We start from the raw sequence: 21687 nt of genomic DNA on the forward strand, positions 1-21687 counted from the left end.
GATCTGGCGCACCAGCCCGTGGATCTTGTCGACAAAACGGTTGAACGCGCCGGCAAGGTCGCCGAGTTCGTCCTGGCTGGTGATGGCCAGGCGGCGGGTCAAGTCGCCTTCGCCGGCGGCGATGTCGTCGAGGTTGGCTTTCATCAGGTGTAACGGACGCAAAATGGTATTGGCCAGCAGCATGCCGACGGCAGCGATCACCAACAGCACCACCACGGCCACCCCGAGGATGCTCAGCAGCACGCCTTCCATGCGTTTTTGCACCTTGGCTTCGACCACCGCCACCTGGGCTTCGATGCCATCCAGGTTCACCGAGGTGCCGATGACCATGTCCCACTTCGGCAGGTATTCGGTGTAGCCCATCTTGGGCACCAATTCGGTCTGGCCCGGCTGGGTCGAGCTGTATTGCAGGTAGTGGATGCCGTCCTTGCCGACCTTGACCAGGTCACGGTTGACGTACACGCCGTTGGGGTCGCGGTTGTCCTTGAAGCTCTTGCCGACGCCATCGGGGCTGTTGCCCTTGAACAGGCGGATGGTCTCGGAGTCGTAGCCGAAGAAGTAGCCGTCCTTGCCGTAGCTGGTGTTGGACAGCAGTTTGACCACCTGGGCGCGCGCGGCGGTGTCACCGGGTGTGGCCGCGTCGTAGAGCGGCTTGATAGTGGTCATGGCCACTTCGACGTAGCTTTGCAAGGTGGCCTTGGCGTCATTGAGCAGGCGCTGGCGGGTTTCTTCCACCTCATTGCGGGCCTGGCCCTGCAGGATCCACACGGTGGTCAGGCTGATGACCACGGCAAACAGCAGCACCGGCACTACGGCGAGGGACAGGACTTTGGCCTTGAGGCTCAGACGCATGGCTTTTCTCTCTCTTATTAGTGGCGACCTGAGAGTTTATCGGCCAGTTGCCAAATACCTGTAGGAGCCGGCTTGCCGGCGATAGCGGTCTCACGGACGCCATCGCCAGTTGCCGGCTCCTACAGTTCGCGGGGTGTCAGAGGGTCATGGCGGCCAGCCAGCCGAATGCCAGCAGCGGGAGGTTGTAATGCAGGAACGTCGGTACCACGGTGTCCCAGATATGGTGGTGCTGGCCGTCGATATTCAGGCCGGAGGTTGGACCAAGGGTCGAGTCCGAGGCGGGCGAGCCGGCGTCGCCCAAGGCACCGGCCGTGCCGACGATGCACACGATGGCCAGCGGGCTGAAGCCCAGTTGCACACACAGCGGCACAAAGATCGCGGCCAGGATCGGCACCGTGGAGAACGACGAGCCGATGCCCATGGTCACCAGCAGCCCCACCAACAGCATCAGCAGTGCCCCTACCCCACGGCTATGGCCGATAAAGACCGCCGAGGTTTCCACCAGCGAGCGCACATCGCCGGTGGCCTTGAGCACTTCGGCAAACCCTGACGAGGCGATCATGATGAAGCCGATCATCGCCATCATCTTCATGCCTTCTGTGAACAGGTCGTCGGTGTCGCGCCAGCGCACGATGCCCGACACCGAGAAGATCAGGAACCCGGCCAGGGCGCCGATGATCATCGAGTCCAACCACAACTGAATGATGAACGCGGAGGCAATCGCCAAGCCGGCCACCAGCAGGGTCAGCGGGTTGTACTGCACGGCTACCTGTTCGACCCGCTCGATTTTCTCCAAGTCGTACACGCGTTTCTTGCGGTAGCTGATAAAGACCGCCACCAGCAGGCCGACCACCATGCCCAGCGCCGGCAGGCTCATGGCGTGGGTGACGTTGACCTGGCTGATGTCCACGCCGCTCTTGGCCACGTTGGCCAACAGGATCTGGTTGAGGAAGATATTGCCGAAGCCCACCGGCAGGAACATGTACGGCGTGATCAGGCCGAAGGTCATCACGCAGGCGATCAGGCGGCGGTCCAGTTGCAGCTTGGTCAGCACGTACAGCAGCGGCGGCACCAGCAACGGAATGAACGCGATATGGATCGGCAGGATGTTCTGCGAAGCAATCGCGACCACCCACAGCAGGCCGATCAGCAGCCATTTGACGTGGCTGCCGCCAGTGGCTTCCTGGCGGTCCACCAGCAGTAGGGCCTTATCGGCCAGCGCGTGGGCCAGGCCGGACTTGGCAATCGCCACGGCGAACGCGCCGAGCAAGGCGTAGGACAACGCCACCGTCGCCCCCCCGCCCAAGCCGCCGTTGAAGGCTTTGAGCGTGGCCTCGATACCCAGGCCACCGCTAAGGCCGCCCACCAGGGCGCCGACGATGATGGCGATGACCACATGCACGCGGGACAGGCTCAGCACCAGCATGGTGCCGACCGCGGCAATGACTGCGTTAATCATGGTTACCTCAAGCAGAAACATAAAAAACAGGCATGCCCGCGCCTAGGCGGCCATCGGGTGGCAACCAGCGTGCAGGCTTGAAGGAGGTCTTATTAGAGGGCGGGCACTTTGCCGGACGCAGGTTCACATGTCAAAAAACGAACCTTGTAGTGAGCGCGCTTGCTCGCGCTGGGCTGCGCAGCGGCGCCAAAATCAAGGGGAGCGCTGCGCACTCCAGCGCGAGTCAGCTCGCTCACCACAAAAGCAGGTTTAAATTGATCGTTTGAATAAAGAAAACCCCAAAACCGCCGATAACAGAGCCTCTATGTGTTTTCAGGTAAGGATGTACCGATGTCGCTTAGGCAGCTCTCCATTCAATGGAAAATCACCCTGCTCGCCGGCCTGTGCCTGCTGGGAATCGTGACCCTGCTGGTGGGTCTGTCGTTGTATCGCATGGAGCAGAGTTCACAGCAGGTCAAGGCCTCCAGCATGCAGATGCTGGATGAAGCCGCCCAGGCGCGGATCGAGGCCCAGGGTGAAGTGCAGGCGCTGGGCATCCGCCGCCAGTTCATGGACGCCTATCAGTACGGCCATGGCTTTTCGCGCCAGGTGCTGTTCTTGCGCGAGCAGGCCGAGAAGCGCTTTCTCGACGCCTTCGACACCCGCGAAGACCTGACCCGACAGGTCAAGGCCGCGTTACAGGCCAACCCGGATTTGCTCGGCCTGTCCCTGGTGTTCGAAGCCAATGCCCTGGATGGCAAGGACGAGTTGTTCGCGGGCCAGGCGGAGCTGGGCAGTAACGACAAAGGTCGCTTCGCCCTGTACTGGTCGCAACCGACGCCGGGCACGCTGACCTCGATGGCGCTGCCCGAAAGCGACATGTCCGACACCAGCCTCAGCCCCAGTGGCGAAAAGGCCAACGCCTGGTTCACCTGCCCGCGCAGCACCTTCAAGCCGTGCGTGATCGAGCCCTACTTTTACACGATCAACGGGCAAAACGTGCTGATGACCAGCATCGTCTTCCCGCTGATGGTCAACGGCAAAGTCATTGCCTCGCTGTCGGTGGACATCAACCTCAACAGCCTGCAGGCGGTGAGCCAACAGGCCAGCCACAAACTGTATGACGGCCAGACCCAGGTCAGCATCCTCAGCCCCACGGGCCTGCTGGCCGGCTACAGCGCGGATGCCAGCAAGCTGAGCCAGCGCCTGGACCAGGTCGACACCGCCAACGGCGCGCAGTTGATCAGCGCCCTGGCCGGCAGTACACAGATCCGCAGCCTGCGCACCGACCATCAGCTCAAGGTACTGGCGCCGTTCGCGCCAATCCCGGAGGGCAAGCCCTGGGGCGTGTTGCTGGATGTACCAGAGAGCGTCCTGGTCGCCCCCGCCGAAGCACTGAAAACCCAACTGGATGCCGACAATGCCAAGGGCACCCTGCTGGAACTGAGCCTGGGCCTGATTGCCGCCGTGGTCGGCCTGATCCTGGTGTGGCTGATGGCGCGCAGCGTGACGCGGCCGATCCTCGGCGTGGCGGACATGCTCGAAGACATCGCCAGCGGTGAAGGCGACCTGACCCGCCGCCTGGCCTACGACAAAAAAGACGAGCTGGGCCAGTTGGCCGGCTGGTTCAACCGCTTCCTCGACAAGCTGCAACCGATCATCGCCGAGGTGAAACGCTCGGTGCAGGACGCCCGTGGCACTGCCGACCAATCTGCCGCCATTGCGACTGAAACCAGCGCGGGCATGGAACGGCAATATCGCCAGGTCGATCAGGTGGCCACCGCCTCCCATGAAATGAGCGCCACCGCCCAAGACGTGGCCCGCAGTGCCGCACAGGCGGCGCAAGCCGCACGGGATGCCGACCAGGCCACCCGCGACGGCCTCACAGTGATCGACCGCACTACCCGCAACATCGGCGAGCTGGCAGCGGACATGAGCACGGCCATGACCCAGGTGGAAGGGTTGGCTGCCAACAGCGAGAAAATCGGCTCGGTGCTGGAAGTGATTCGCGGCATCGCCGAGCAAACCAACCTGTTGGCGCTCAACGCCGCCATCGAAGCCGCCCGCGCCGGTGAGGCGGGCCGTGGCTTTGCGGTGGTAGCCGATGAAGTGCGCAACCTGGCGCGGCGCACCCAGGAGTCGGTGGAAGAAACCCGCCTGGTGATCGAGCAATTGCAGAGCGGCACCGAAGAAGTGGTCGGCGCCATGGGCAACAGCTATCGCCAGGCCCAGGGCAGCGTCGAACAGGTTGGCCAGGCCGTGACCGCCCTGCGCCAGATCGGCGACGCGGTGACAGTCATCAGCGACATGAACCTGCAAATCGCCAGCGCCGCCGAAGAGCAAAGCGCAGTGGCCGAGGAGATCAACAGCAACGTAGCGACCATTCGCGACGTGACCGAGTCGCTGTCCGAGCAAGCGAATGAATCAGCGCGGGTGAGCCAGGCGTTGAATAGCCTGGCGAATCAGCAGCAGGGATTGATGGACCAGTTCCTCGTGTAAAAACGCACACCTGTCGGAGCCGGCTTGCTGGTGATGGGGCCTTCAAGGCCCCATCGCCGCATAGGTACCTACACAACGTTGCACTCCCATCGCTAACCACGATGCGAAGCGAGCCGCTGTTGATCGTGATCTTGATCTGGCTTTTGATCTAGCTTTTGACCTTAGGCGCCCCGTCAAACACGCTGGCCGGAATTCGACAGGGATTTGGGGGGTAAACCGGCAGGGATGCCGGTTTAGCCGCCCCGCGCCATGGATGGCGCGTGGCGGCGGCCCCCCAAATACCTGGCGGATTACGGGCACACCGAGCCTAGGCGAGGTGCCGAGTGTTGGGGCAAGAGCGTTTTGCTTACTTTTGCGCTTTTCAAAAGTGAGCCGCCGTAAGGGCGGAACCATTAGCGGCCATTATCCAAGTAACGGATATGTACTCGGTCTGATCCAACATCTTGGTCGGCTGTGAGGCCGCCTTCGCAGGCAAGCCAGCTCCCACATTTGGATCGCGGGGTGACAGTTAGATTGTGGTCGGCTGTTAGGCCGCTTTCGCAGGCAAGCCAGCTCCCACATTTTTGGATCGCGGGGGGGGACAGTTAGATTGTGGTCGGCTGTCAGGCCGCTTTCGCAGGCAAGCCAGCTCCCACATTTTTGAGTCGTGGGGGGACAGTTAGATTGTGGTCGGCTGTCAGGCCGCTTTCGCAGGCAAGCCAGCTCCCACATTTGGATCGCGGGGTGACAGTTAGATTGTGATCGGCTGTTAGGCCGCTTTCGCAGGCAAGCCAGCTCCCACATTTTTGGATCGCGGGGGGACAGTTAGATTGTGGTCGGCTGTCAGGCCGCCATCGCCGTCGAGCCGCCCCCCACAGGTTTTGCATCATCGCTTGGGCAATTCAATCAGCACGTTGAGGCCACCCAACTCACTTTCTTGCAACTGCAACACCCCGCCCCATACCTCGACAATATCCCGCACGATCCCCAACCCCAGACCATGCCCGTCAATCTGCTCATCCAGGCGCGCGCCACGGCTGAATACCTGGTCGCGCTGACTTTCAGGAATGCCAGGGCCATCGTCTTCCACCGCCAACAGGTAGCTGCGCTCAGTCTCGGTGACGGTCAGGCGCACATCGGCATCCGCCCATTTACAGGCGTTATCCAAAAGATTACCGAGCAGTTCCAGCAAATCCTCTCGGTCCCAAGGCAGTTGCAGGCCGGGAGCGACGTGGTAGCTCAGGTCGAGGTGTTCACCGTGGATCATGTTCAGGGTAGCGAGCAGGCCGGGCAGTTCTTTTTCGCAGTCGAACAATGCGCCCGGCAAGGTTTCCCCGGCCAGGCGGGCGCGGTTGAGCTCGCGGTTGAGGCGTTGCTGCACTTGCTCCAGTTGATCGCGCAGCAGTGTGCTGAGCTCGGGGCGATCCTTGAGTGCTTCGCTCGACGCCGCACTCAACAGCACCGCCAATGGGGTCTTGAGCGCATGGCCGAGGTTGCCCAGGGCATTGCGCGAACGCTTGAGGCTGTCTTCGGTGTGGGCCAGCAGGTGGTTGATCTGCGCCACCAGCGGCTCCAGCTCCAGGGGCACCTGGGTGTCCAGTTGCGAACGCTGGCCCTGTTGCAACTGGGCGATCTGGTTGCGCGCAGTTTCCAGCGGGCGCAGGGCGCGGCGCACGGTGACACGTTGCAGGACCAGCACCAGCAACAGCGCCGCCAGCCCCAGCACCAGGCCGATCTGGCGCATCAGGCGGAAGCTTTCGCGCACCGGGGTGTAGTCCTGGGCCACGCTGATGGAAATCGGCTGGCCGAAACGCTTGTAGTCCGACCGCAGCACCAGCAGTTGCTGGCCTTCGGGCCCCAATTGCAGGTTGCCCTTCAGGCCGACCTCGGGCAGGCGCGGCAGCTCCTGGTCCCACAACGAGCGCGAGCGCCAGTGGGTGTCGGCAAAATCGATGCGGAAGTAGTGCCCGGAAAATGGCCGCTGGTAAGCCGGCGACAGGCGCTGCTCATCCAGCTGCACGCCGTTGGGCCCGCGCACCAGCGCCACCAGCAGGTTTTCGGCGTCATTGCGCAAGCCGGCTTCCAGGTAGCGCTGCAGACCGGCTTCGAACAGCCACAGGCTGGTTTGTGCCAACACCACGCCGACGATCACCATCACGCTGATCAGCCCCAGGCTCAGGCGTCGCTGGATCGACCTCATGCAGGGCTGGCGCCAAACCGGTAACCCTGGCCGCGCCGGGTCTCGATCACGCTGCGGCCCAACTTGCGACGCAGGTGGTTGACGTGGACTTCCAGCACATTGGAGTCGCGCTCGGTCTCGCCGTCGTACAGGTGCTCGGCCAAGTGGCTTTTTGACAGGATTTGTTCGGGGTGCAGCATGAAATAGCGCAACAGGCGGAATTCGGCGGCGGTCAGCTGGATCTCCGCGCCGTCGCGTAGCACGCACTGGCGACCCTCATCCAGGTGCAGGCCGGCGGCTTGCAACGTGGGCTGGTTTGCCTGGCCGTGGGAACGACGCAACAGCGCCTGGATGCGCAGGTGCAGCTCCTCGGGGTGAAAGGGTTTGGCCAGGTAATCGTCGGCGCCGGCCTTGAGCCCTTCGATGCGCTCGGCCCAGGAATCGCGGGCGGTGAGCACCAGGACCGGCGTGGTCAGCGCAGCAGCGCGCCATTGCGCCAGCACCTCAAGCCCAGGCAGGCCCGGCAGGCCGAGGTCGAGGATGATCAGGTCGTAGGGCTCGCTTCGGCCCTGGTACACGGCGTCTCGCCCGTCGGCCAGCCAATCGACGGCATAGCCCTGGCGCTGCAGACCGGCCAGCAGTTCATCGACCAGGGGTACGTTGTCTTCCACCAAAAGCAGGCGCATCAGTCTTCCTCATCTTTGATCAACACACCGGTGGTCGCGTCCAGCTTGATCTCGCGCACCACGCCTTCGGTGGTCACCAGTTCCACTTCATAGGCATATTGGCCGTGCTTTTTTTCCAACTCGGCCTCCAGCAGGCGCGAGCCGGGATAGCGCGCCATGGCCTGCTGCAACAGTTGCTCCAGCGGCAGGATCACCCCCTGCTGGCGCAATGCCAAGGCTTCATCCTGGTTGAGGTCGCGGGCCGCCAGGCTGGAGCAAAATGCCATGAGCACCAGCGCCACGCGACTGCCGGCGCGTAAATTTACCTTCATTACGTATCCTGATGATTCTTGAGAACCTGCCCGGTGAGCGCGTCCAATTCAACATCCCATTCGATGCCGTGGGCATCTTCCAATTCGACCTCGTAGACGTACTTGCCGTAGGCCTCGTCCAGGTCGGTATCCAGCAGTGTCGAACCGGGGTGCAGGGCCAGGGCCGCAGCTTCCAGTTGGTCAAAGGCGACAATAGTAACAGTGGCCGGCACTATCAGTGGTTTGTCGGGGTCCACGGCTCGGGCCTGGGTCGCCGTGAGGGCGATGATACCGGTGGCGACCAGAGCAGTGAGGCGCTTCATGATATGTCTCCGTTACAGGATGTTTTCCTACGCCAGCCACCGTACGCCCTGCAACTTAACTGAAACTGAATTGCCACCATGGCAATTTCCGCCAAGGCCTTTTCCCCACTGCCCACGAGATTTTCTATAATGCCCCGCTCGCTCGACCAGAGACCGGTATGACAGCCATCCACATCAAGTTTCCCGCCCTTACCCTCAAGGCCGGCAGACGCGCCTTTGCGCGCATTCGTGAGCAAGGCCTCAAGCCTGCCGATGTCGGCATCCTGCCCGGCGCGGCCGGTGGCCCCAAGGCGCTGGGCATCCAGGGACTGGACCTGGCACTGTTCGGCGACTGGCTGCCCCGCGCGCCACGGGAACGGGCGCTGATCGGCGCGTCCATCGGCTCCTGGCGGTTTGCCAGCGCCTGCCTGCCCGACCCGGTGCAAGGCCTGCTGGACCTCGGCCGCTTGTACAACGAACAACGCTTTGCCAAAGGCGTGACCATGGCCGAGGTCAGCCAGAGTTGCCAGCGCATGCTCGACGACCTGCTGGCCGGCCGCGATGCACGGGTGCTGGACAACCCGGACTACCGCCTCAATATCATGGTGGTCAAGAGTCATGGCCTGCTTGCCGATGACCACCGTGGACGCCTCGGGCTGGGCCTGTCGTCGGTGATCGCCGACAACCTGCGAGGCCGCGCGCGGCTGTCGCGGCATTTCGAACGCCTGATCATCCACGACCCGCGCCAGGCGCCGCCCGTGCATCCGTTAAAGGACTTCCCTTCACGCTTCCTGCCCCTGGCACTGGGCAACCTGCGCCAGGCACTGCTGGCGTCGGGCTCGATCCCCATGGTCATGCAAGGCGTGCGCGACCTGCCGGGCGCCGGCGCCGGTACCTACCGCGATGGCGGCCTGCTGGATTACCACCTCGACCTGCCCTACCACGGCGATGACATCGTGCTGTACCCCCACTTCACCGACCGAGTCATCCCCGGCTGGTTCGACAAAGGCCTGCCGTGGCGGCGCAGCAACCAACAGGGCCTGCAGGACGTGTTACTGCTGGCGCCGTCCAAGGACTACCTGGCCCGCCTGCCTCACGGCAAACTCCCGGACCGCAGCGACTTCAAGCGCTTCATGGGCGACGACCCCAGCCGCAACAAATACTGGCAGACCGCGATGAGCGAAAGCCAACGGCTGGGAGACGAATTCCTGGCATTGGCCGATAACGGCCGCTTGGGCGAGCGCCTACAGCCCCTGTAGCCGCCACCTCCCCACTAACCACGATGCGAAGCGAGCCGCTCGTGATCCAGCTTTTGATCTTGATCTCGCTTTTGATCTTGATCTCGCTTTTGATCTCAGGCGCCCCGTCAAACACGCTGGCCGGAATTCGACAGGGATTTGGGGGGGTAAACCGGCAGGGATGCCGGTTTAGCCGCCCCGCGCCATGGATGGCGCGTGGCGGCGGCCCCCCAAATACCTGTCGGATTACGGGCACACCGAGCCTAGGCGAGGTGCCGAGTGTTGGGGCGAAGGCCTTTTGCTTACTTTTGGCTGGGCCGGCATTCCGGCCTTTCCAAAAGTGAGCCGCTGTAAGAGCGGAACCATAAGCGGCCGTTACCGCAGCAACGGATATGTACCCCGCCAGATCCCACATCCAGGTCGGCTGTCAGGCCGCCTTCGCAGGCAAGCCAGCTCCCACATTTTTGGATCCCGGGGTGATAGTTAGATTGTGGTCGGCTGTCAGGCCGCTTTCGCAGGCAAGCCAGCTCCCACATTTTTAGATCGCGGGGGGACAGTTGGAGAGTGGTCGGCTGTCAGGCCGCTTTCGCAGGCAAGCCAGCTCCCACATTTTTAGATCGCGGGGGGACAGTTGGAGAGTGGTCGGCTGTCAGGCCGCCTTTGCAGGCAAGCCAGCTCCCACATTTTTGGATCGCGGGGGGACAGTTGGAGAGTGGTCGGCTGTCAGGCCGCCTTTGCAGGCAAGCCAGCTCCCACATTTTTGGATCGCGGGGGGACAGTTGGAGAGTGGTCGGCTGTCAGGCCGCCTTTGCAGGCAAGCCCCCTCGCCACCTGCCATCTACATTTCGCCATTTCGCCCGCAAGCCGCCCCCTACAGAGGGACGGTATGCGCAGCAACGAATCAAGCTGTTAAACTCGCCGCCTGCCAGACATCGACCGAGCTGAAAACACTGTGGAAATCTTCAAGGAATTTACATTCGAATCCGCCCACCGCCTGCCCCACGTACCGGAAGGCCACAAATGCGGGCGCCTGCACGGGCATTCGTTCAAGGTGGCAATCCACCTGAGCGGCGACCTGGATCCCCATACCGGCTGGATTCGCGACTTCTCGGAGATCAAGGCGATTTTCAAGCCGCTCTATGAACGTCTCGACCACAACTACCTCAATGACATCCCAGGCCTGGAAAACCCCACCAGCGAAGTGCTGGCCAAGTGGATCTGGAATGAGTTGAAACCCCTGCTGCCCGAGCTCAGTGCGATCCGCATCCACGAGACCTGCACCAGCGGCTGCATCTATCGCGGCGAATAAGCCGGCGCGATGAAAAAACCACCCTTGCGGTGGTTTTTTTGTGCCTGGCTCCCTTACAGTCATGGCTCCCTACCCACAAGGAGCCCGCTGCAATGATGCGCCCCGCCACGAGCCATGATGTTGCTGCTATCGAGGCTATCGTCCAGGCAGCCTACGCGCCATACATCGAACGGATCGGCCGCAAGCCCGGGCCGATGCTGGAGGATTATCACCAGCAAGTGGAAGCCGGTGGCGTGCATGTGCTGGAGCATGGCGGGCGGGTCCGGGGGTTTATTGTCCTGCGGGACACAGACGGCGCGCTGTTGCTGGATAACCTCGCCGTCGCCCCGGACGCCCAGGGCCTAGGCTTCGGTCGGTTGCTGATGGATTTCGCCGAACAACGGGCGCTCGGCGCTGGCTTCGCCGCCATCCGCCTTTACACCAACGAAGCCATGACCGAGAACATCACGCTGTACACCCGGCGTGGCTATGTCGAGACCCACCGCGCCGAAGAACACGGCCTGCGTCGGGTGTATATGACCAAGTACCTGTAGGAGTAATCATGGAAAACACCTGGCTGGCCCAGGCCAAACGCTTGCAGGCATTGGCCTCCACGGGCTTGCACTTTTGCACCGATGATTTCGAACGCGAGCGCCTGGAAGAAATTGCCGAGATTGCCCACAGCATGCTCGCGCAATTGGGCAATGTGCCCTTGGAGCGTATCACCGGGTTGGTCACCGACTTTGCCCAGCGCTATTCGACGCCGATGATCGACGTGCGCGGTGCGGTCATTGAGGGCGACCGGATTCTGCTAGTGCGCGAATTGACCGATGGCTGCTGGGCGTTGCCGGGCGGGTATGCCGACATCGGCTTGTCTGCGGCGGAAAATATCGTCAAGGAGATCCGCGAGGAAGCCGGGCTGACGGTGACAGCGCGGGCGTTGTACAGCGTCACGCACAAGGCCAAGGGCTTGTATCGGCCGGACGTGCGGGACTTCTACAAGCTGTACTTCCTGTGTGAACCGGTGGATCAGTCGGCGCCGATGGCGGGTTTCGAGACCACTGAAGTGGGCTTTTTCCGCCTCGATGAGCTGCCGCCGCTGTCCCGTGGGCGCACCATCGAAAGTGATCTGGAGGCTGCATTCGCCTTCCATCGTGGCGAGACGACCTCCACGCTGTTCGACTGATCCATTTTGTATCACCGCTGCACCGCTTTCGTGCCCGATTGGGCACTGCGAACATCCCTGCCGCCATTTCCCCTCTGTTTGGCCATGAATACTGTGCACGGTGCACAGCGCTGACCGTGCGCGCGTCACTGCTGTCGGCTTGGCACGCGCGGTGCAATAGGCCTGCGTCACTCATTCAGGGAGCAAGGCACATGACGCAGCAAGAACCGGGCAACGATTACCCCCTCAGCGAAGTCCCGATGCATGCGCGCAAGGGCCTGGCGTCGACCGCCATGGTGCTGCTGGGCTTTACGTTTTTCACCGCGACCATGTTTGCCGGCGGCAAGCTGGGGGTGGCGTTCAGTTTCACCGACATGCTCGGCGTCGTGGCCTTGGGCAACCTGCTGCTGGGTATCTACGCCGCAGGCCTGGGTTACATCGCGTTCAAGAGCGGGCTGAATTCGGTGCTCATGGGCCGATTCTGCTTCGGTGAAGTGGGCAGCAAGCTCAGCGACTTGATCCTTGGCTTTACCCAGATCGGCTGGTACGCCTGGGGTACCGCCACGGCCGCCGTGGTCTTGGGCAAGTACTTCGAGCTGGGCCAGGGCAGCGTGCTGGCATTGATGGTGCTGTTCGGCCTGGTGTTCTGCGCCACGGCCTACATCGGCTATCGCGGGTTGGAGATTTTGTCCTATATCGCGGTGCCAGCAATGGGCATCCTGTTGTTTCTGTCGATGTGGGTCGCCACGGTGAAGGTCGGCGGGCTGGAAGGATTGCTCGCCGTGGTGCCGACCGGTGAGTTGGACGTGTCGACGGCGATCACCCTGGTGTTCGGCACCTTTGTCAGTGGCGCGACCCAGGCCACCAACTGGACGCGCTTTTCGCGCTCGGCCAAGGTCGCGGTGCTGGCCAGCCTGATCGGTTTCTTTATCGGCAACGGCTTGATGGTGCTGATCGGCGCTTACGGTGCCATCGTCTATCAACAACCGGACGTGGTCGAAGTGTTGCTGCTGCAAGGCTTTGCCATGGCGGCGATGGCCATGTTGCTGCTCAACATCTGGAGCACCCAGGACAACACCATCTACAACTTCGCGGTGGCCGGCTGCAACCTGCTGCGCACCAAGCGGCGCAAGACCGTGACCCTGGCCGGTGCGGTGATCGGCACTCTGCTGGCGTTACTCGGCATGTACGACATGCTGGTGCCGTACCTGATTCTGCTGGGCACGGTGATCCCACCGATTGGCGGGGTGATCATGGCTGACTTCTTCTACCGCTATCGCGGCCACTATCCACGCCTGGCCGATGCACGCCTGCCAGCGTTCAACTGGACAGGGCTGGTGGCCTATGCGGTGGGCACCGTGCTGGCGTTCAACTCGCCCTGGGTCGCGCCGTTGGTGGGCATTGTTGCCGCATCGCTGACCTACATCGTGCTCACCGCTGTACTGCGGGTGCGTGTGCCCTTGGCTGACGCCCAGGCATGAACCTGACCATTGCCGAGGTGTTGGCCCTGCCGGGCCTGGAGTCCATGTGTCTGCGCGCCGGTGCGGCAGGCCTGGAGAATGGCGTGCGCTGGCCCTACGTGGCGGAAAACAGCGGGATTGCCGAGTGGGTGCTGGGCGGCGAACTGGTGTTCGTCACCGGGATCAATCACCCGCGGGATGAGGCCAACTTGTTGCAACTGCTGGACGAGGCCTGTCAGCGCCAGGTGGCCGGGTTGGTGATTCTCACGGGGCCGGCGTATATCCAGGCGATCCCCCAGCGCTTGCTCCAGGCCGCCGAGGCCGCTGGCATGCCGCTGATCGAGCAGCCTTATTCGCTGAAGATGGTGCTGGTGACCCAGGCCATTGGCTCGGCGCTGATCCAGTCCGAGCAATTGGGGCGCTCGCGGCACGATGTGCTGGAGCGTTTGCTGACTGGCGATTACCAATCCCTGGATTTGCTGCTGCACCGTGGCGTGCAATTGGGCCTGATGCTGGCCGGCCACTGGCAGGTTGTGCAGCTGCAATTGGAAGGCAGCGAGTTGCTGTTTGCCCAGGGCGATGCCGCGTATGTCGAGGCGCAACTGGCCCGACAGCATGACGCTATCAGCCGGCGTTTGCGCCAGTTGTCGGCGGGGCTGCCGGTACTTGGGCGGGCCGGGCAATGGACGCTGCTGCTGCCGGCGCCGGATGCTGTCGCCGCCTTGGCCAATCGCCAGCAATTGGCCGGTTGGCTCAACCCGCTGAACCTGCGCCTGGCGCCACTCAAATTGTTTATCGGCCTCAGCGCCGCCGCGCACCCGCCGGCACGCCTGGCCCAGGCGCAGGATGAAGCGCGCCAGGCACTGGCGGCTGCGCGGCGGTTCAGCGAGCGTGCCGGGCTGTGCGTGTACGACGAACTGGGCGTGCTCAAATTGCTCAGCGGCGTGCGCGATCGCGCCCTGCTCGATCACTTCCTTAACGAACGCCTCGGCCCGTTGCTGCGCCACGACGCGCACCACGGCCCCAGCCTGATGCCCACCCTGGAAGCCTGGTTTCACGAGAATGGTAACCTTGTGGCCGCCGCACAGCGGTTGGCCGTGCACCGCAACACCCTGACGCACCGTGTCCAGCGCATCGAAGCCCTGTGTGGCCTGACGCTGGATAACGCTTATGATCGCCTGGACATCGGTATCGCGCTGATGATCTGGCGACTGTCTGCCTGATTGTTTTTAGCCAAGAGGAACTTGCCCATGCACATCATCAACGCCCGCCTGCGCAACCGTGAAGGCCTGCATGATCTGCACCTGGAACATGGCCGGATCGCCAGCATCACCACACAAACGGGGTCACCGATTGCGGCGGCCGACGACCTGGACGCCGCCGGCAACCTGGTGATTGCGCCCTTCGTCGAACCCCATATCCATCTCGACGCCACGTTGACCGCCGGCGAGCCGCGCTGGAACATGAGCGGCACCCTGTTCGAAGGCATCGAATGCTGGGGCGAACGCAAGGCCACCATCACCCAGGAAGACACCAAGACCCGCGCCAAGAAGACGATCCAGGCCCTCGCCGCCCACGGGATCCAGCATGTGCGCACCCATGTCGACGTCACCGACCCGGACCTCACGGCGCTCAAGGCCATGCTGGAGGTCCGCCAGGAAAGTACGCATCTGATCGACCTGCAAATCGTTGCGTTCCCCCAGGAAGGCATCGAGTCCTACCGCAACGGCCGCGAACTGATGGAAGAGGCCATTCGCCTGGGCGCCGACGTGATCGGCGGCATTCCTCACTTTGAATACACCCGCGACCAGGGCGTGAGTTCGGTGAAGTTCCTGATGGACCTGGCCGAACGCACCGGCTGCCTGGTAGACGTGCACTGCGACGAAACCGACGACCCGCATTCGCGCTTCCTCGAAGTCTTGGCCGAAGAGGCTCGCAGCCGTGGCATGGGCGCACGCGTCACCGCCAGCCACACCACCGCCATGGGCTCCTATGACAATGCCTACTGCGCCAAACTCTTTCGCCTGCTGGGGCACTCCGGTATCAGCTTCGTCTCCTGCCCCACCGAGAGCATTCACCTGCAAGGCCGCTTCGACACCTTCCCAAAGCGCCGTGGCGTCACCCGGGTCAACGAACTGCTGGAGGCCGGCATGAACGTGTGCTTCGGCCAGGACTCCATCGTCGATCCCTGGTACCCCCTGGGCAACGGCAACATCCTACGGGTGCTCGAAGCCGGTTTGCACATCTGCCACATGCTCGGCTACCGCAACCTGCAGAATGCCCTCGACCTGGTCACCGACAACAGCGCCAAGGCCATGGCCCTGGGTGACCGCTACGGCCTGGAGCCTGGACGACCTGCCAACCTGTTGATCCTCTCGGCGGACAGCGACTACGAGGTGATCCGCAGCCAGGGCCTGCCGCTGTATTCGATCCGTGACGGCAAGGTGTTGATGAAGCGCCAGCCAGCCCAGGTTGAGTTCGTTTAGAGGCCTGGTTCAGACGATCGCGTCGATATCCAGCGTCTGCGCCCTCCCCCATTCGTGTGGCAGGTCGGGAGGGATGCTGGCGACCTGGGCCGGCTCACGGTTTTCACGGTGGCTGAACCAACGCTTGAGGCTCGATTGCAAGTTGGCATTGTGGGCGTGACTGCCATAGACGTCTCGGGCTTCCAGACGGCGCCAACGCAGGCTTGCAAGGCGTTCGCGACTGGTGTGCAAGCGGTCGATCTCGGCGTTCAAGGCTTCGTTGTGCTCGTAGCCACGGTCGTTGGCCGGCCTCAGGCGGGACAGTTCACGGCGCTTGTTGCGCAGTTGCTGGCGCATGGTCTCGAGGGCACCGTCGACCAGTTCGAACTCCCTCGGCGTTATCAGGGGCCCGCTGCTTTCCAGGGTTTGTTGCCAACGCCGGAGGGTCGCCCAAGCGGCCGGGATGTAGCTGGCGGTCATAAAGTGCTGGTTGGCCTGGAATAGCTGCCGGAGCAGGTTGTCACGATTGGGCATGTCGCCGTGGAGTTGCAACGCTCGGTTGCAGCCGGCTTCCTGGATGGATTCACAACCCGGCTTCCACAACACCGAGGAATGCGTGCCATCGGCGAGCACGATCGGCATGAAGTGTTGCTGTTCGCCATGGTGCTGGTAAGGGTTGCCGCCGAAACGTACCAGGCCGGCGGCAAACAGCAGTCCACCCGGCGCGGGGGCGCTGAACAGTGTGACGGCGCCTGGGACCCAGAGTTTGGCGGTGGTGTTCATCCACGGGGCGGGCACGCTGGGGACGGGGTCGTTGTGGTTGACGATGCGGTGGTGGACCAGGGTTGAGGCACCGAGGGTAAATTCGGCGTCGGCGGCGCGAGGGGCGCCGTAGGTGTAGAGGAGGATGTTGTAGTCCCCCTCCGGTGCTCGGCGCAGGCCTTCTGCAAGGAGCAAAGCAATTGCGCCGCCCAGGCTGTGGCCGCAAATGATTAGTCGTTGGCCTGAGTGAAATTGGCTTAGGTAACGCAGCACAAAATCGCGCATGGCTCTGTAAGCCTGATAAAAGCCTTCGTGTGCCTTGCCGACGCCTTCGGCGAAAGCCACCTGATGGGCATTGGCATCCCGTAACCCATCCGTTGCGCTGGCGGTACCACGTACTGCAATCAGGATTACCTCGTCATGGTGGCTGATAAATGCCTGGGTATCCGTACCGAACTCCTCATCATCGAAAAAGTGCAAACGCGCCGGGTGCTCCTGCTTATCCCCCAACTCCGGTCGGTTTTGCGGGTACAACGCAGGATCGAAGGGCAGTATCTCGAAGCGCCTGGAGTACGGGACTTCTTCGTAGAGGGGGTAGAAACAGTGCTGCTGCTCTGCATCGACTCGCCAGGCCTCGTGATAACCCGAGAGTTTTTCAGCAAAAAAATGACCGACGCTGGGGTCGAGGGAAAATCGAACTTGGTCTTGAGGCCGTTGAGGTGGCTCCTGGCCGAAATTGCAGTAGCTCAGCGTGGCCATCAAAGCCAGCTGATACAGGTTCAAGGCACAGAAGCTGTCTCCAATTGAAAGCATCGGACGAAACGCTCGCAGTGGCCGAACCTCCAAAACGGTATGGTCGTTTGGAAACAATACGATCCCCGCCAAGGTCTGTTGGGGCGGTCCGAATCCAAGGTCGGCCAACATTTTCAATGCATGGCCTCGGGGTTGATGAGTTCGCGGCTCCACAGGCGGTAAGTGGGCAACATGGCAAACCAAGTCGCGCACTTCAACCTGATAGAACCGTTTGGCCTTTTTTTGTGCCGGATTACCTCCGGTGCGCAGACCGTCGGGGCGAGTAAATCGAGTCCTCTCAGCGCGAATTTGAAGCTCGGTGATAGGAAGCTTATAAGCGTGGCGCAACATCAGCCGCTGATACGGCTGCTCCGTTCCCGAGTAGAGGTCGTCAAAAACAAGGACCACGGGTCCGCAGTAAATATCGCTAAGCTCGGCAAAGCCATCACCATTCAGCCTGCTTTTGTACTGTTGGCCTGCACTATCGTAGACGGTGTAAGGCAGACCACCATATGCCGTGCCACTACCTAGTTCATCAACCAGGCGAAAGCTCACCCAATGGCCCCTTAACGGACAGGCCGGCTTATTTTCACTGAAAAAAGACTGCTTCCTTGCATCCAGTTGCATGCGCGTGCTCCTTGTTAACGGCAAGATGGGTAGACGTCACAAATACGGCCATCCGGCATTTTTATAGGCTTGAAGTCAGTGGTATTTCCGTTGCAAAAGGCGTCTAGATCCTCGAAACTTTGACCCTTACAACGCTTCCATCCGCCGGGAACCTCCACCCAGCTACCGTCAAAATACGGTTCTTCCTCGTCAATTAAAGTCAGCGCCAACCTGAGTGTTTTTCCCGGCAACTGATCCCTTTGCACCACTAAGCCTGACCGCTGTCCAGATGGCTGGCGGATTAACTCAAAGGCCTTGCATGTAAGAACCTTGACGATCGCGTGTTGTTTCCCCACCGTCCGAAACAACCACTGACATTGCTTATGCAATTCCTGAACACCGCTTTCGGGCATCCCTGGTATATCTGCATTCGAGGGATCTCTAATTGAGAAGCCAGCAATGTACCCACCGACATCCGTATCTCTCTTTCCCCACTTCGCATAAATATCAAAATCCACACTGCGCAAAACCGTAGGGCACCCTTCAATGACCTCACTCAGCGGTAGCTCAAAACTCACGCGCTCAGCCACCGGTTTGTAACGCGCAATAAAGATCTTCCTCTCGGGTCGCTTACCTCGACGCCTAGGCAACGTGCAGGTTTCCCCCGTCGCGGGCCCATAGTTGGCGCCACCGATGAAGCGAAATTCCGCCGGCAAATCCACCTCCAATGTAAACCGCTCAACTGGCGTCCTCGCGCACCCCGTCAGCCCCACCAACCCCAATGCAATCCACACACCCCACCTTCGCCTACTCATCCTTTCCCCTCATTGATGTCCACTGCGCTACCACCCGTTCATAGTGGTCGCCTGGTGCTTCCCCCACCAATGGCTGCCACCGAATGACAGTGCTGCGCGTGGCCTCTTCCAACCGTCTAACCACCAGAAACTCCAGCTGTTCCGGCCCCCGCCATTGCCAGGCGCGGGCCTGCTCAAGTACCTGCACCAGCCAGATCCTTGGATCCTGAAACTCCGCCAGCGCGACCAGGTCTTCGCTGTGCTCGGTCAACAGGTAACGCAGGATATTGGCGTGCAGAATGGCCGCTGCGTTGGGGTTGGGCGTGTCCAGCCAGGGCGCGGGGGCCGGCACCGGGTACTCGCCGGGAGCTGGATTGTCAGCCGTGCGCCAGCGGCCCTCGTGCCAGTAGCACACGCTGATCAATGGTCCGAGAAAGGCCGGCCAGTGCTCCGGATCCAGGTGGACCAGCGCACGCGCCAGGGTGCGGTTGTCGTGAAAACGGTACATCGACTTGGCGCCTTCCGAGCCCACCAGCAGCCTGTCACGCCAGTGTCGAGTCACGGCCGCCAGGTCCTCGTTGGGCAGACTGCCCAGCCATCCCCAATTCGTCTCGGGCTGTTGCAGAAGGCCGAGTAATTCGGGCTCATTGATCTGTTCCAGCAACAGGATCACCGGGCCTTGTGCTTGTAACTCCGCCACGGCGGTCTCGGCATAAAGGCTGCAATACGCTGGCAAGTCGCGTACCGCCAGCAGCGACTGACGCGCAACATTTTGCCCCTCAAGGATCAGGCACAGTCGCTGCCCTGCCTGTTGCTGTTGGTCCATCCATTGGCCTGGCATGTTCGGCATCACGCGGCCCTCCCTGGCAGGTCACACAGGCCTTCGCGGCAGCGCTCGCATACCGCGCAGTAATCGGCGCCCAGCCGCCTGGCCAGGTTCATGATGGTGACCTGCACCGTGGAGATCTTTGGCCAGTCAGCCGGCACGGAGGCGTTCGCCATTTGGGCGATGGCCGGCGAACCACCCAGGGTGATGGGACGACTGCTGAAAATGCCGCCCGCCTGGATGACGAGGTGCTCGCCACCCGCCTTGAGGCTTAGTTGCGCCCCGGCGTCGATCACCAGGCTGGCACCGGACTTGAGGTGAAGCTGCTGCCCCGCCTCGACGAACAGGGTCCCGCCAACGCGCGTCCGGCTGTCGTCTTGTACGTCGAGGTGGTCGCTCGCTTTGAGTACGACGCGACGATTACCGCCGACCTCGCGATGTTCTTCGCTGCCCAGGTGCGTCGTGCTCATCCCCTGGATGACTTCCCGCCGCTCACCCGCCACTTCCAAGCGGCTGTCATGACCAACCTGCTGCTCCAGGTCCCGTTGCGCACGCAGGTGAATCAGCTCCTCGCCACGGCGGTCTTCCAGGTACAGCTCGTTGCCCCCTGCGCCGCCGAGGGTGCTGCGGCTGCGCAGGACACTGCGGGTCTTGTGTTGTGGCAAGGCATAGGCGGGCCTGTGCGACGCATTCGGCAGGCAGCCGTTGATCAACGGCCGGTCCGGGTCGCCTTCCAGGAAGGTCACCAGCACTTCCATGCCCACTCTCGGGATCATCATTGCGCCGAACCCATCGCCGGCCCATCCGGATGCAACCCGAACCCAGCAACTGCTTTTATCATCCGCCTTGTCCAGGCGGTCCCAGTGGAAACGCACCTTCACCCGGCCATAGGCGTCACAATGCACGTCCTCACCCGGCGGCCCGGTGACGGTTGCAGTCTGACTGCCATTGATAGTCGGCTTGGGGTGCTTGAGGGGCGGTCGATGCACCGCTTGCCAAGGCGTCGCGGTAAAGCGATTGCGGTACTTAAGGCCTGCATCGGTCGCCGGTGTTGCCTCTTCCAGCACTTGCGGCTGATAGCCCTCGTGACGCACCGACGTGATGAGCCACAAGTCGTTGCAGGACGGATCGGGGTGATCGCGCAATTCAAGGAAATGCCCACTGCGCAGCGCGGGTTGATCACTCCTGCCCAGTGCCCGAAGACGGTCGCGCTGGTGACGTTCCAACCCCCGCCGCGCCAATCGCTTGCCCCGCGAATGAGTGGTGAAGCCTGCAGGGTAGCGATAGTCCTCAAGCACTTGCGCAGTATCAGAGCCGGCGGCGTCCTGCAGGCGCAACGAAGGGTGTTCGAAGTCATGGTCGCGGCGCACCGTCATCTGGCTGCGTGTGCCCAGTCGCACATCGAAACGCTGGATAACCTGGGTATCGGCCGGTGGCCCGCCCGCAGTGCAATAGCGCTGCACGGGCAAGCGGTGAAACACCGTCTGGTCGTCACCGAATACCAACAAGTGGGCGTTCGCGCTGTGACGAAAATGGTAGTGAATGCCCTCCTCTTCACACAGCCGCTGGATAAAGTGCAGGTCGCTTTCCGCGTACTGCACACAGAATGTGCGCGGCGGGTAAACCACGGGGCCCAACTCGAACACGTAGGCGTCTGCCAGGATGCCGTGTTGCTCAAGGACTGCCGCGATGATCTGTGGCACGCTGCGCTGCTGGAAGATTCGCTGGTCGCGTCGGTGTGCAAGGCAAGCCAGGCGGGGCGCCAAGGTCAGGTGATAGCGCGTGACACGCCGGCCGGGGCCATCGCGGCCGATGGCGTAAACCTGTCCATGCAGGCCGCCATTCGCCTCACCGAAGTCCAGGTACGCGGGTTGGTGGAGCAACGCTTGCAGGTCAAGGGCAGGGTCTTCACTCACCACCTGCACCCGCATGGAAAACGGCTGGTCAAGGAACTCGCTGCCTTTGAATGCCAGCACTTGGAAGTCAATGTTGATACTTGTAAGTGTCAGTTTGAAACGTGACGAAACAAACGCGTTAACCATCCTTTGTTACCCGCCGCTAATGAA

At 62.1% G+C, this 21687-nt stretch carries 16 protein-coding genes and 3 pseudogenes; 9 read left to right on the forward strand and 10 right to left on the reverse strand.

The window, feature by feature from the left end:
• Positions 1 to 30: 30 nt before the first annotated feature.
• Positions 31 to 852, reverse strand: a pseudogene (locus tag CWC48_RS30730) (cache domain-containing protein); the annotation flags it as partial.
• A 136-nt stretch (positions 853 to 988) separates the two neighbouring features.
• Positions 989 to 2308: a Na+/H+ antiporter family protein gene (locus tag CWC48_RS00315; RefSeq protein ID WP_177409520.1), complete on the reverse strand. Its 1320-nt coding sequence runs from the start codon at positions 2306 to 2308 to the stop codon at positions 989 to 991.
• Positions 2309 to 2860: 552 nt separating this feature from the next.
• On the opposite strand from CWC48_RS00315, the pseudogene CWC48_RS30735 reads away from it, so the two are divergent.
• Positions 2861 to 3931: pseudogene (locus tag CWC48_RS30735) on the forward strand (HAMP domain-containing protein); the annotation flags it as partial.
• 348 nt (positions 3932 to 4279) lie between these two features.
• Positions 4280 to 4789 (forward strand): annotated as a pseudogene (locus CWC48_RS30740) (methyl-accepting chemotaxis protein); the annotation flags it as partial.
• Positions 4790 to 5654: 865 nt separating this feature from the next.
• Here CWC48_RS30740 and CWC48_RS00325 read toward each other — a convergent pair.
• From CWC48_RS00325 to CWC48_RS00340, 4 genes are read right to left on the reverse strand one after another with little or no spacing between them, the layout of a single operon-like run.
• Positions 5655 to 6968 carry a sensor histidine kinase gene (locus CWC48_RS00325; protein ID WP_099490963.1) on the reverse strand — a complete coding sequence of 438 codons (1314 nt, stop codon included), beginning with the start codon at positions 6966 to 6968 and terminating at the stop codon, positions 5655 to 5657.
• Positions 6965 to 7633, reverse strand: coding sequence for a response regulator transcription factor (locus CWC48_RS00330; RefSeq protein ID WP_078047781.1), 669 nt, complete (start codon positions 7631 to 7633; stop codon positions 6965 to 6967). Before CWC48_RS00330 ends, CWC48_RS00325 begins: the two co-directional genes overlap by 4 nt.
• Entirely contained in the window at positions 7633 to 7944 is a 312-nt protein-coding gene (locus CWC48_RS00335; RefSeq protein ID WP_078047780.1) for a PepSY domain-containing protein, read from the reverse strand. Before CWC48_RS00335 ends, CWC48_RS00330 begins: the two co-directional genes overlap by 1 nt.
• Positions 7944 to 8246 carry a PepSY domain-containing protein gene (locus CWC48_RS00340; protein ID WP_078047779.1) on the reverse strand — a complete coding sequence of 101 codons (303 nt, stop codon included), beginning with the start codon at positions 8244 to 8246 and terminating at the stop codon, positions 7944 to 7946. The genes CWC48_RS00335 and CWC48_RS00340 overlap by 1 nt, the downstream gene beginning before the upstream one ends.
• Before the next feature lie 158 nt (positions 8247 to 8404).
• Between CWC48_RS00340 and CWC48_RS00345 the strand changes: the two genes are divergently transcribed.
• The 7 genes from CWC48_RS00345 to codA all read left to right on the forward strand — a co-directional run bounded on the left by CWC48_RS00345 (position 8405) and on the right by codA (position 15862).
• The gene (locus tag CWC48_RS00345; RefSeq protein ID WP_078047778.1) at positions 8405 to 9484 is read left to right on the forward strand and encodes a patatin-like phospholipase family protein; all 1080 of its coding nucleotides are present in this window, start codon (positions 8405 to 8407) and stop codon (positions 9482 to 9484) included.
• Positions 9485 to 10415: 931 nt separating this feature from the next.
• Positions 10416 to 10772: a 6-carboxytetrahydropterin synthase QueD gene (gene queD / locus CWC48_RS00355; protein WP_003190259.1), complete on the forward strand. Its 357-nt coding sequence runs from the start codon at positions 10416 to 10418 to the stop codon at positions 10770 to 10772.
• A gap of 92 nt (positions 10773 to 10864) precedes the next feature.
• A complete protein-coding gene (locus tag CWC48_RS00360) occupies positions 10865 to 11305 on the forward strand; it encodes a GNAT family N-acetyltransferase (protein ID WP_078047777.1) in 441 nt (146 codons plus the stop codon).
• 8 nt (positions 11306 to 11313) lie between these two features.
• Positions 11314 to 11937: an NUDIX hydrolase gene (locus CWC48_RS00365; RefSeq protein WP_078047776.1), complete on the forward strand. Its 624-nt coding sequence runs from the start codon at positions 11314 to 11316 to the stop codon at positions 11935 to 11937.
• Positions 11938 to 12128: 191 nt separating this feature from the next.
• Positions 12129 to 13397: a cytosine permease gene (gene codB, locus CWC48_RS00370; RefSeq protein ID WP_100491113.1), complete on the forward strand. Its 1269-nt coding sequence runs from the start codon at positions 12129 to 12131 to the stop codon at positions 13395 to 13397.
• Entirely contained in the window at positions 13394 to 14599 is a 1206-nt protein-coding gene (locus tag CWC48_RS00375; protein WP_100491114.1) for a PucR family transcriptional regulator, read from the forward strand. Before codB ends, CWC48_RS00375 begins: the two co-directional genes overlap by 4 nt.
• 27 nt (positions 14600 to 14626) lie before the next feature.
• Positions 14627 to 15862, forward strand: coding sequence for a cytosine deaminase (gene codA, locus CWC48_RS00380; protein WP_100491115.1), 1236 nt, complete (start codon positions 14627 to 14629; stop codon positions 15860 to 15862).
• A 9-nt stretch (positions 15863 to 15871) separates the two neighbouring features.
• Here the strand turns inward: codA and CWC48_RS00385 are convergent, their stop codons facing one another.
• From CWC48_RS00385 to CWC48_RS00400, 4 genes are read right to left on the reverse strand one after another with little or no spacing between them, the layout of a single operon-like run.
• The gene (locus CWC48_RS00385) at positions 15872 to 18022 is read right to left on the reverse strand and encodes a lipase family protein (protein ID WP_100491116.1); all 2151 of its coding nucleotides are present in this window, start codon (positions 18020 to 18022) and stop codon (positions 15872 to 15874) included.
• Positions 18023 to 18036: 14 nt separating this feature from the next.
• The gene (locus tag CWC48_RS00390; RefSeq protein ID WP_100491117.1) at positions 18037 to 18816 is read right to left on the reverse strand and encodes a hypothetical protein; all 780 of its coding nucleotides are present in this window, start codon (positions 18814 to 18816) and stop codon (positions 18037 to 18039) included.
• On the reverse strand, positions 18809 to 19645 hold the full coding sequence (locus CWC48_RS00395) for a DUF4123 domain-containing protein (RefSeq protein ID WP_100491118.1): 837 nt from the start codon (positions 19643 to 19645) through the stop codon (positions 18809 to 18811). Before CWC48_RS00395 ends, CWC48_RS00390 begins: the two co-directional genes overlap by 8 nt.
• Entirely contained in the window at positions 19645 to 21663 is a 2019-nt protein-coding gene (locus CWC48_RS00400) for a type VI secretion system tip protein VgrG (protein WP_100491119.1), read from the reverse strand. The genes CWC48_RS00395 and CWC48_RS00400 overlap by 1 nt, the downstream gene beginning before the upstream one ends.
• Positions 21664 to 21687 lie beyond the last annotated feature (24 nt).

The sequence above is a fragment of the Pseudomonas sp. S10E 269 genome (assembly GCF_002798465.1).
GTDB lineage: Bacteria > Pseudomonadota > Gammaproteobacteria > Pseudomonadales > Pseudomonadaceae > Aquipseudomonas > Aquipseudomonas pergaminensis.

Coding starts and splice junctions, on each gene's coding strand:
- CWC48_RS00335 (WP_078047780.1), bottom strand. CDS start 7,944: ATGAAGGTAAATTTACGCGCCGGCAGTCGCGTGGCGCTGGTGCTCATG.
- CWC48_RS00365 (WP_078047776.1), top strand. CDS start 11,314: ATGGAAAACACCTGGCTGGCCCAGGCCAAACGCTTGCAGGCATTGGCC.
- CWC48_RS00395 (WP_100491118.1), bottom strand. CDS start 19,645: ATGCCGAACATGCCAGGCCAATGGATGGACCAACAGCAACAGGCAGGG.
- CWC48_RS00340 (WP_078047779.1), bottom strand. CDS start 8,246: ATGAAGCGCCTCACTGCTCTGGTCGCCACCGGTATCATCGCCCTCACG.
- CWC48_RS00375 (WP_100491114.1), top strand. CDS start 13,394: ATGAACCTGACCATTGCCGAGGTGTTGGCCCTGCCGGGCCTGGAGTCC.
- CWC48_RS00390 (WP_100491117.1), bottom strand. CDS start 18,816: ATGAGTAGGCGAAGGTGGGGTGTGTGGATTGCATTGGGGTTGGTGGGG.
- CWC48_RS00400 (WP_100491119.1), bottom strand. CDS start 21,663: ATGGTTAACGCGTTTGTTTCGTCACGTTTCAAACTGACACTTACAAGT.
- CWC48_RS00325 (WP_099490963.1), bottom strand. CDS start 6,968: ATGAGGTCGATCCAGCGACGCCTGAGCCTGGGGCTGATCAGCGTGATG.
- CWC48_RS00360 (WP_078047777.1), top strand. CDS start 10,865: ATGATGCGCCCCGCCACGAGCCATGATGTTGCTGCTATCGAGGCTATC.
- CWC48_RS00345 (WP_078047778.1), top strand. CDS start 8,405: ATGACAGCCATCCACATCAAGTTTCCCGCCCTTACCCTCAAGGCCGGC.
- CWC48_RS00330 (WP_078047781.1), bottom strand. CDS start 7,633: ATGCGCCTGCTTTTGGTGGAAGACAACGTACCCCTGGTCGATGAACTG.
- CWC48_RS00385 (WP_100491116.1), bottom strand. CDS start 18,022: ATGCAACTGGATGCAAGGAAGCAGTCTTTTTTCAGTGAAAATAAGCCG.
- codB (WP_100491113.1), top strand. CDS start 12,129: ATGACGCAGCAAGAACCGGGCAACGATTACCCCCTCAGCGAAGTCCCG.
- codA (WP_100491115.1), top strand. CDS start 14,627: ATGCACATCATCAACGCCCGCCTGCGCAACCGTGAAGGCCTGCATGAT.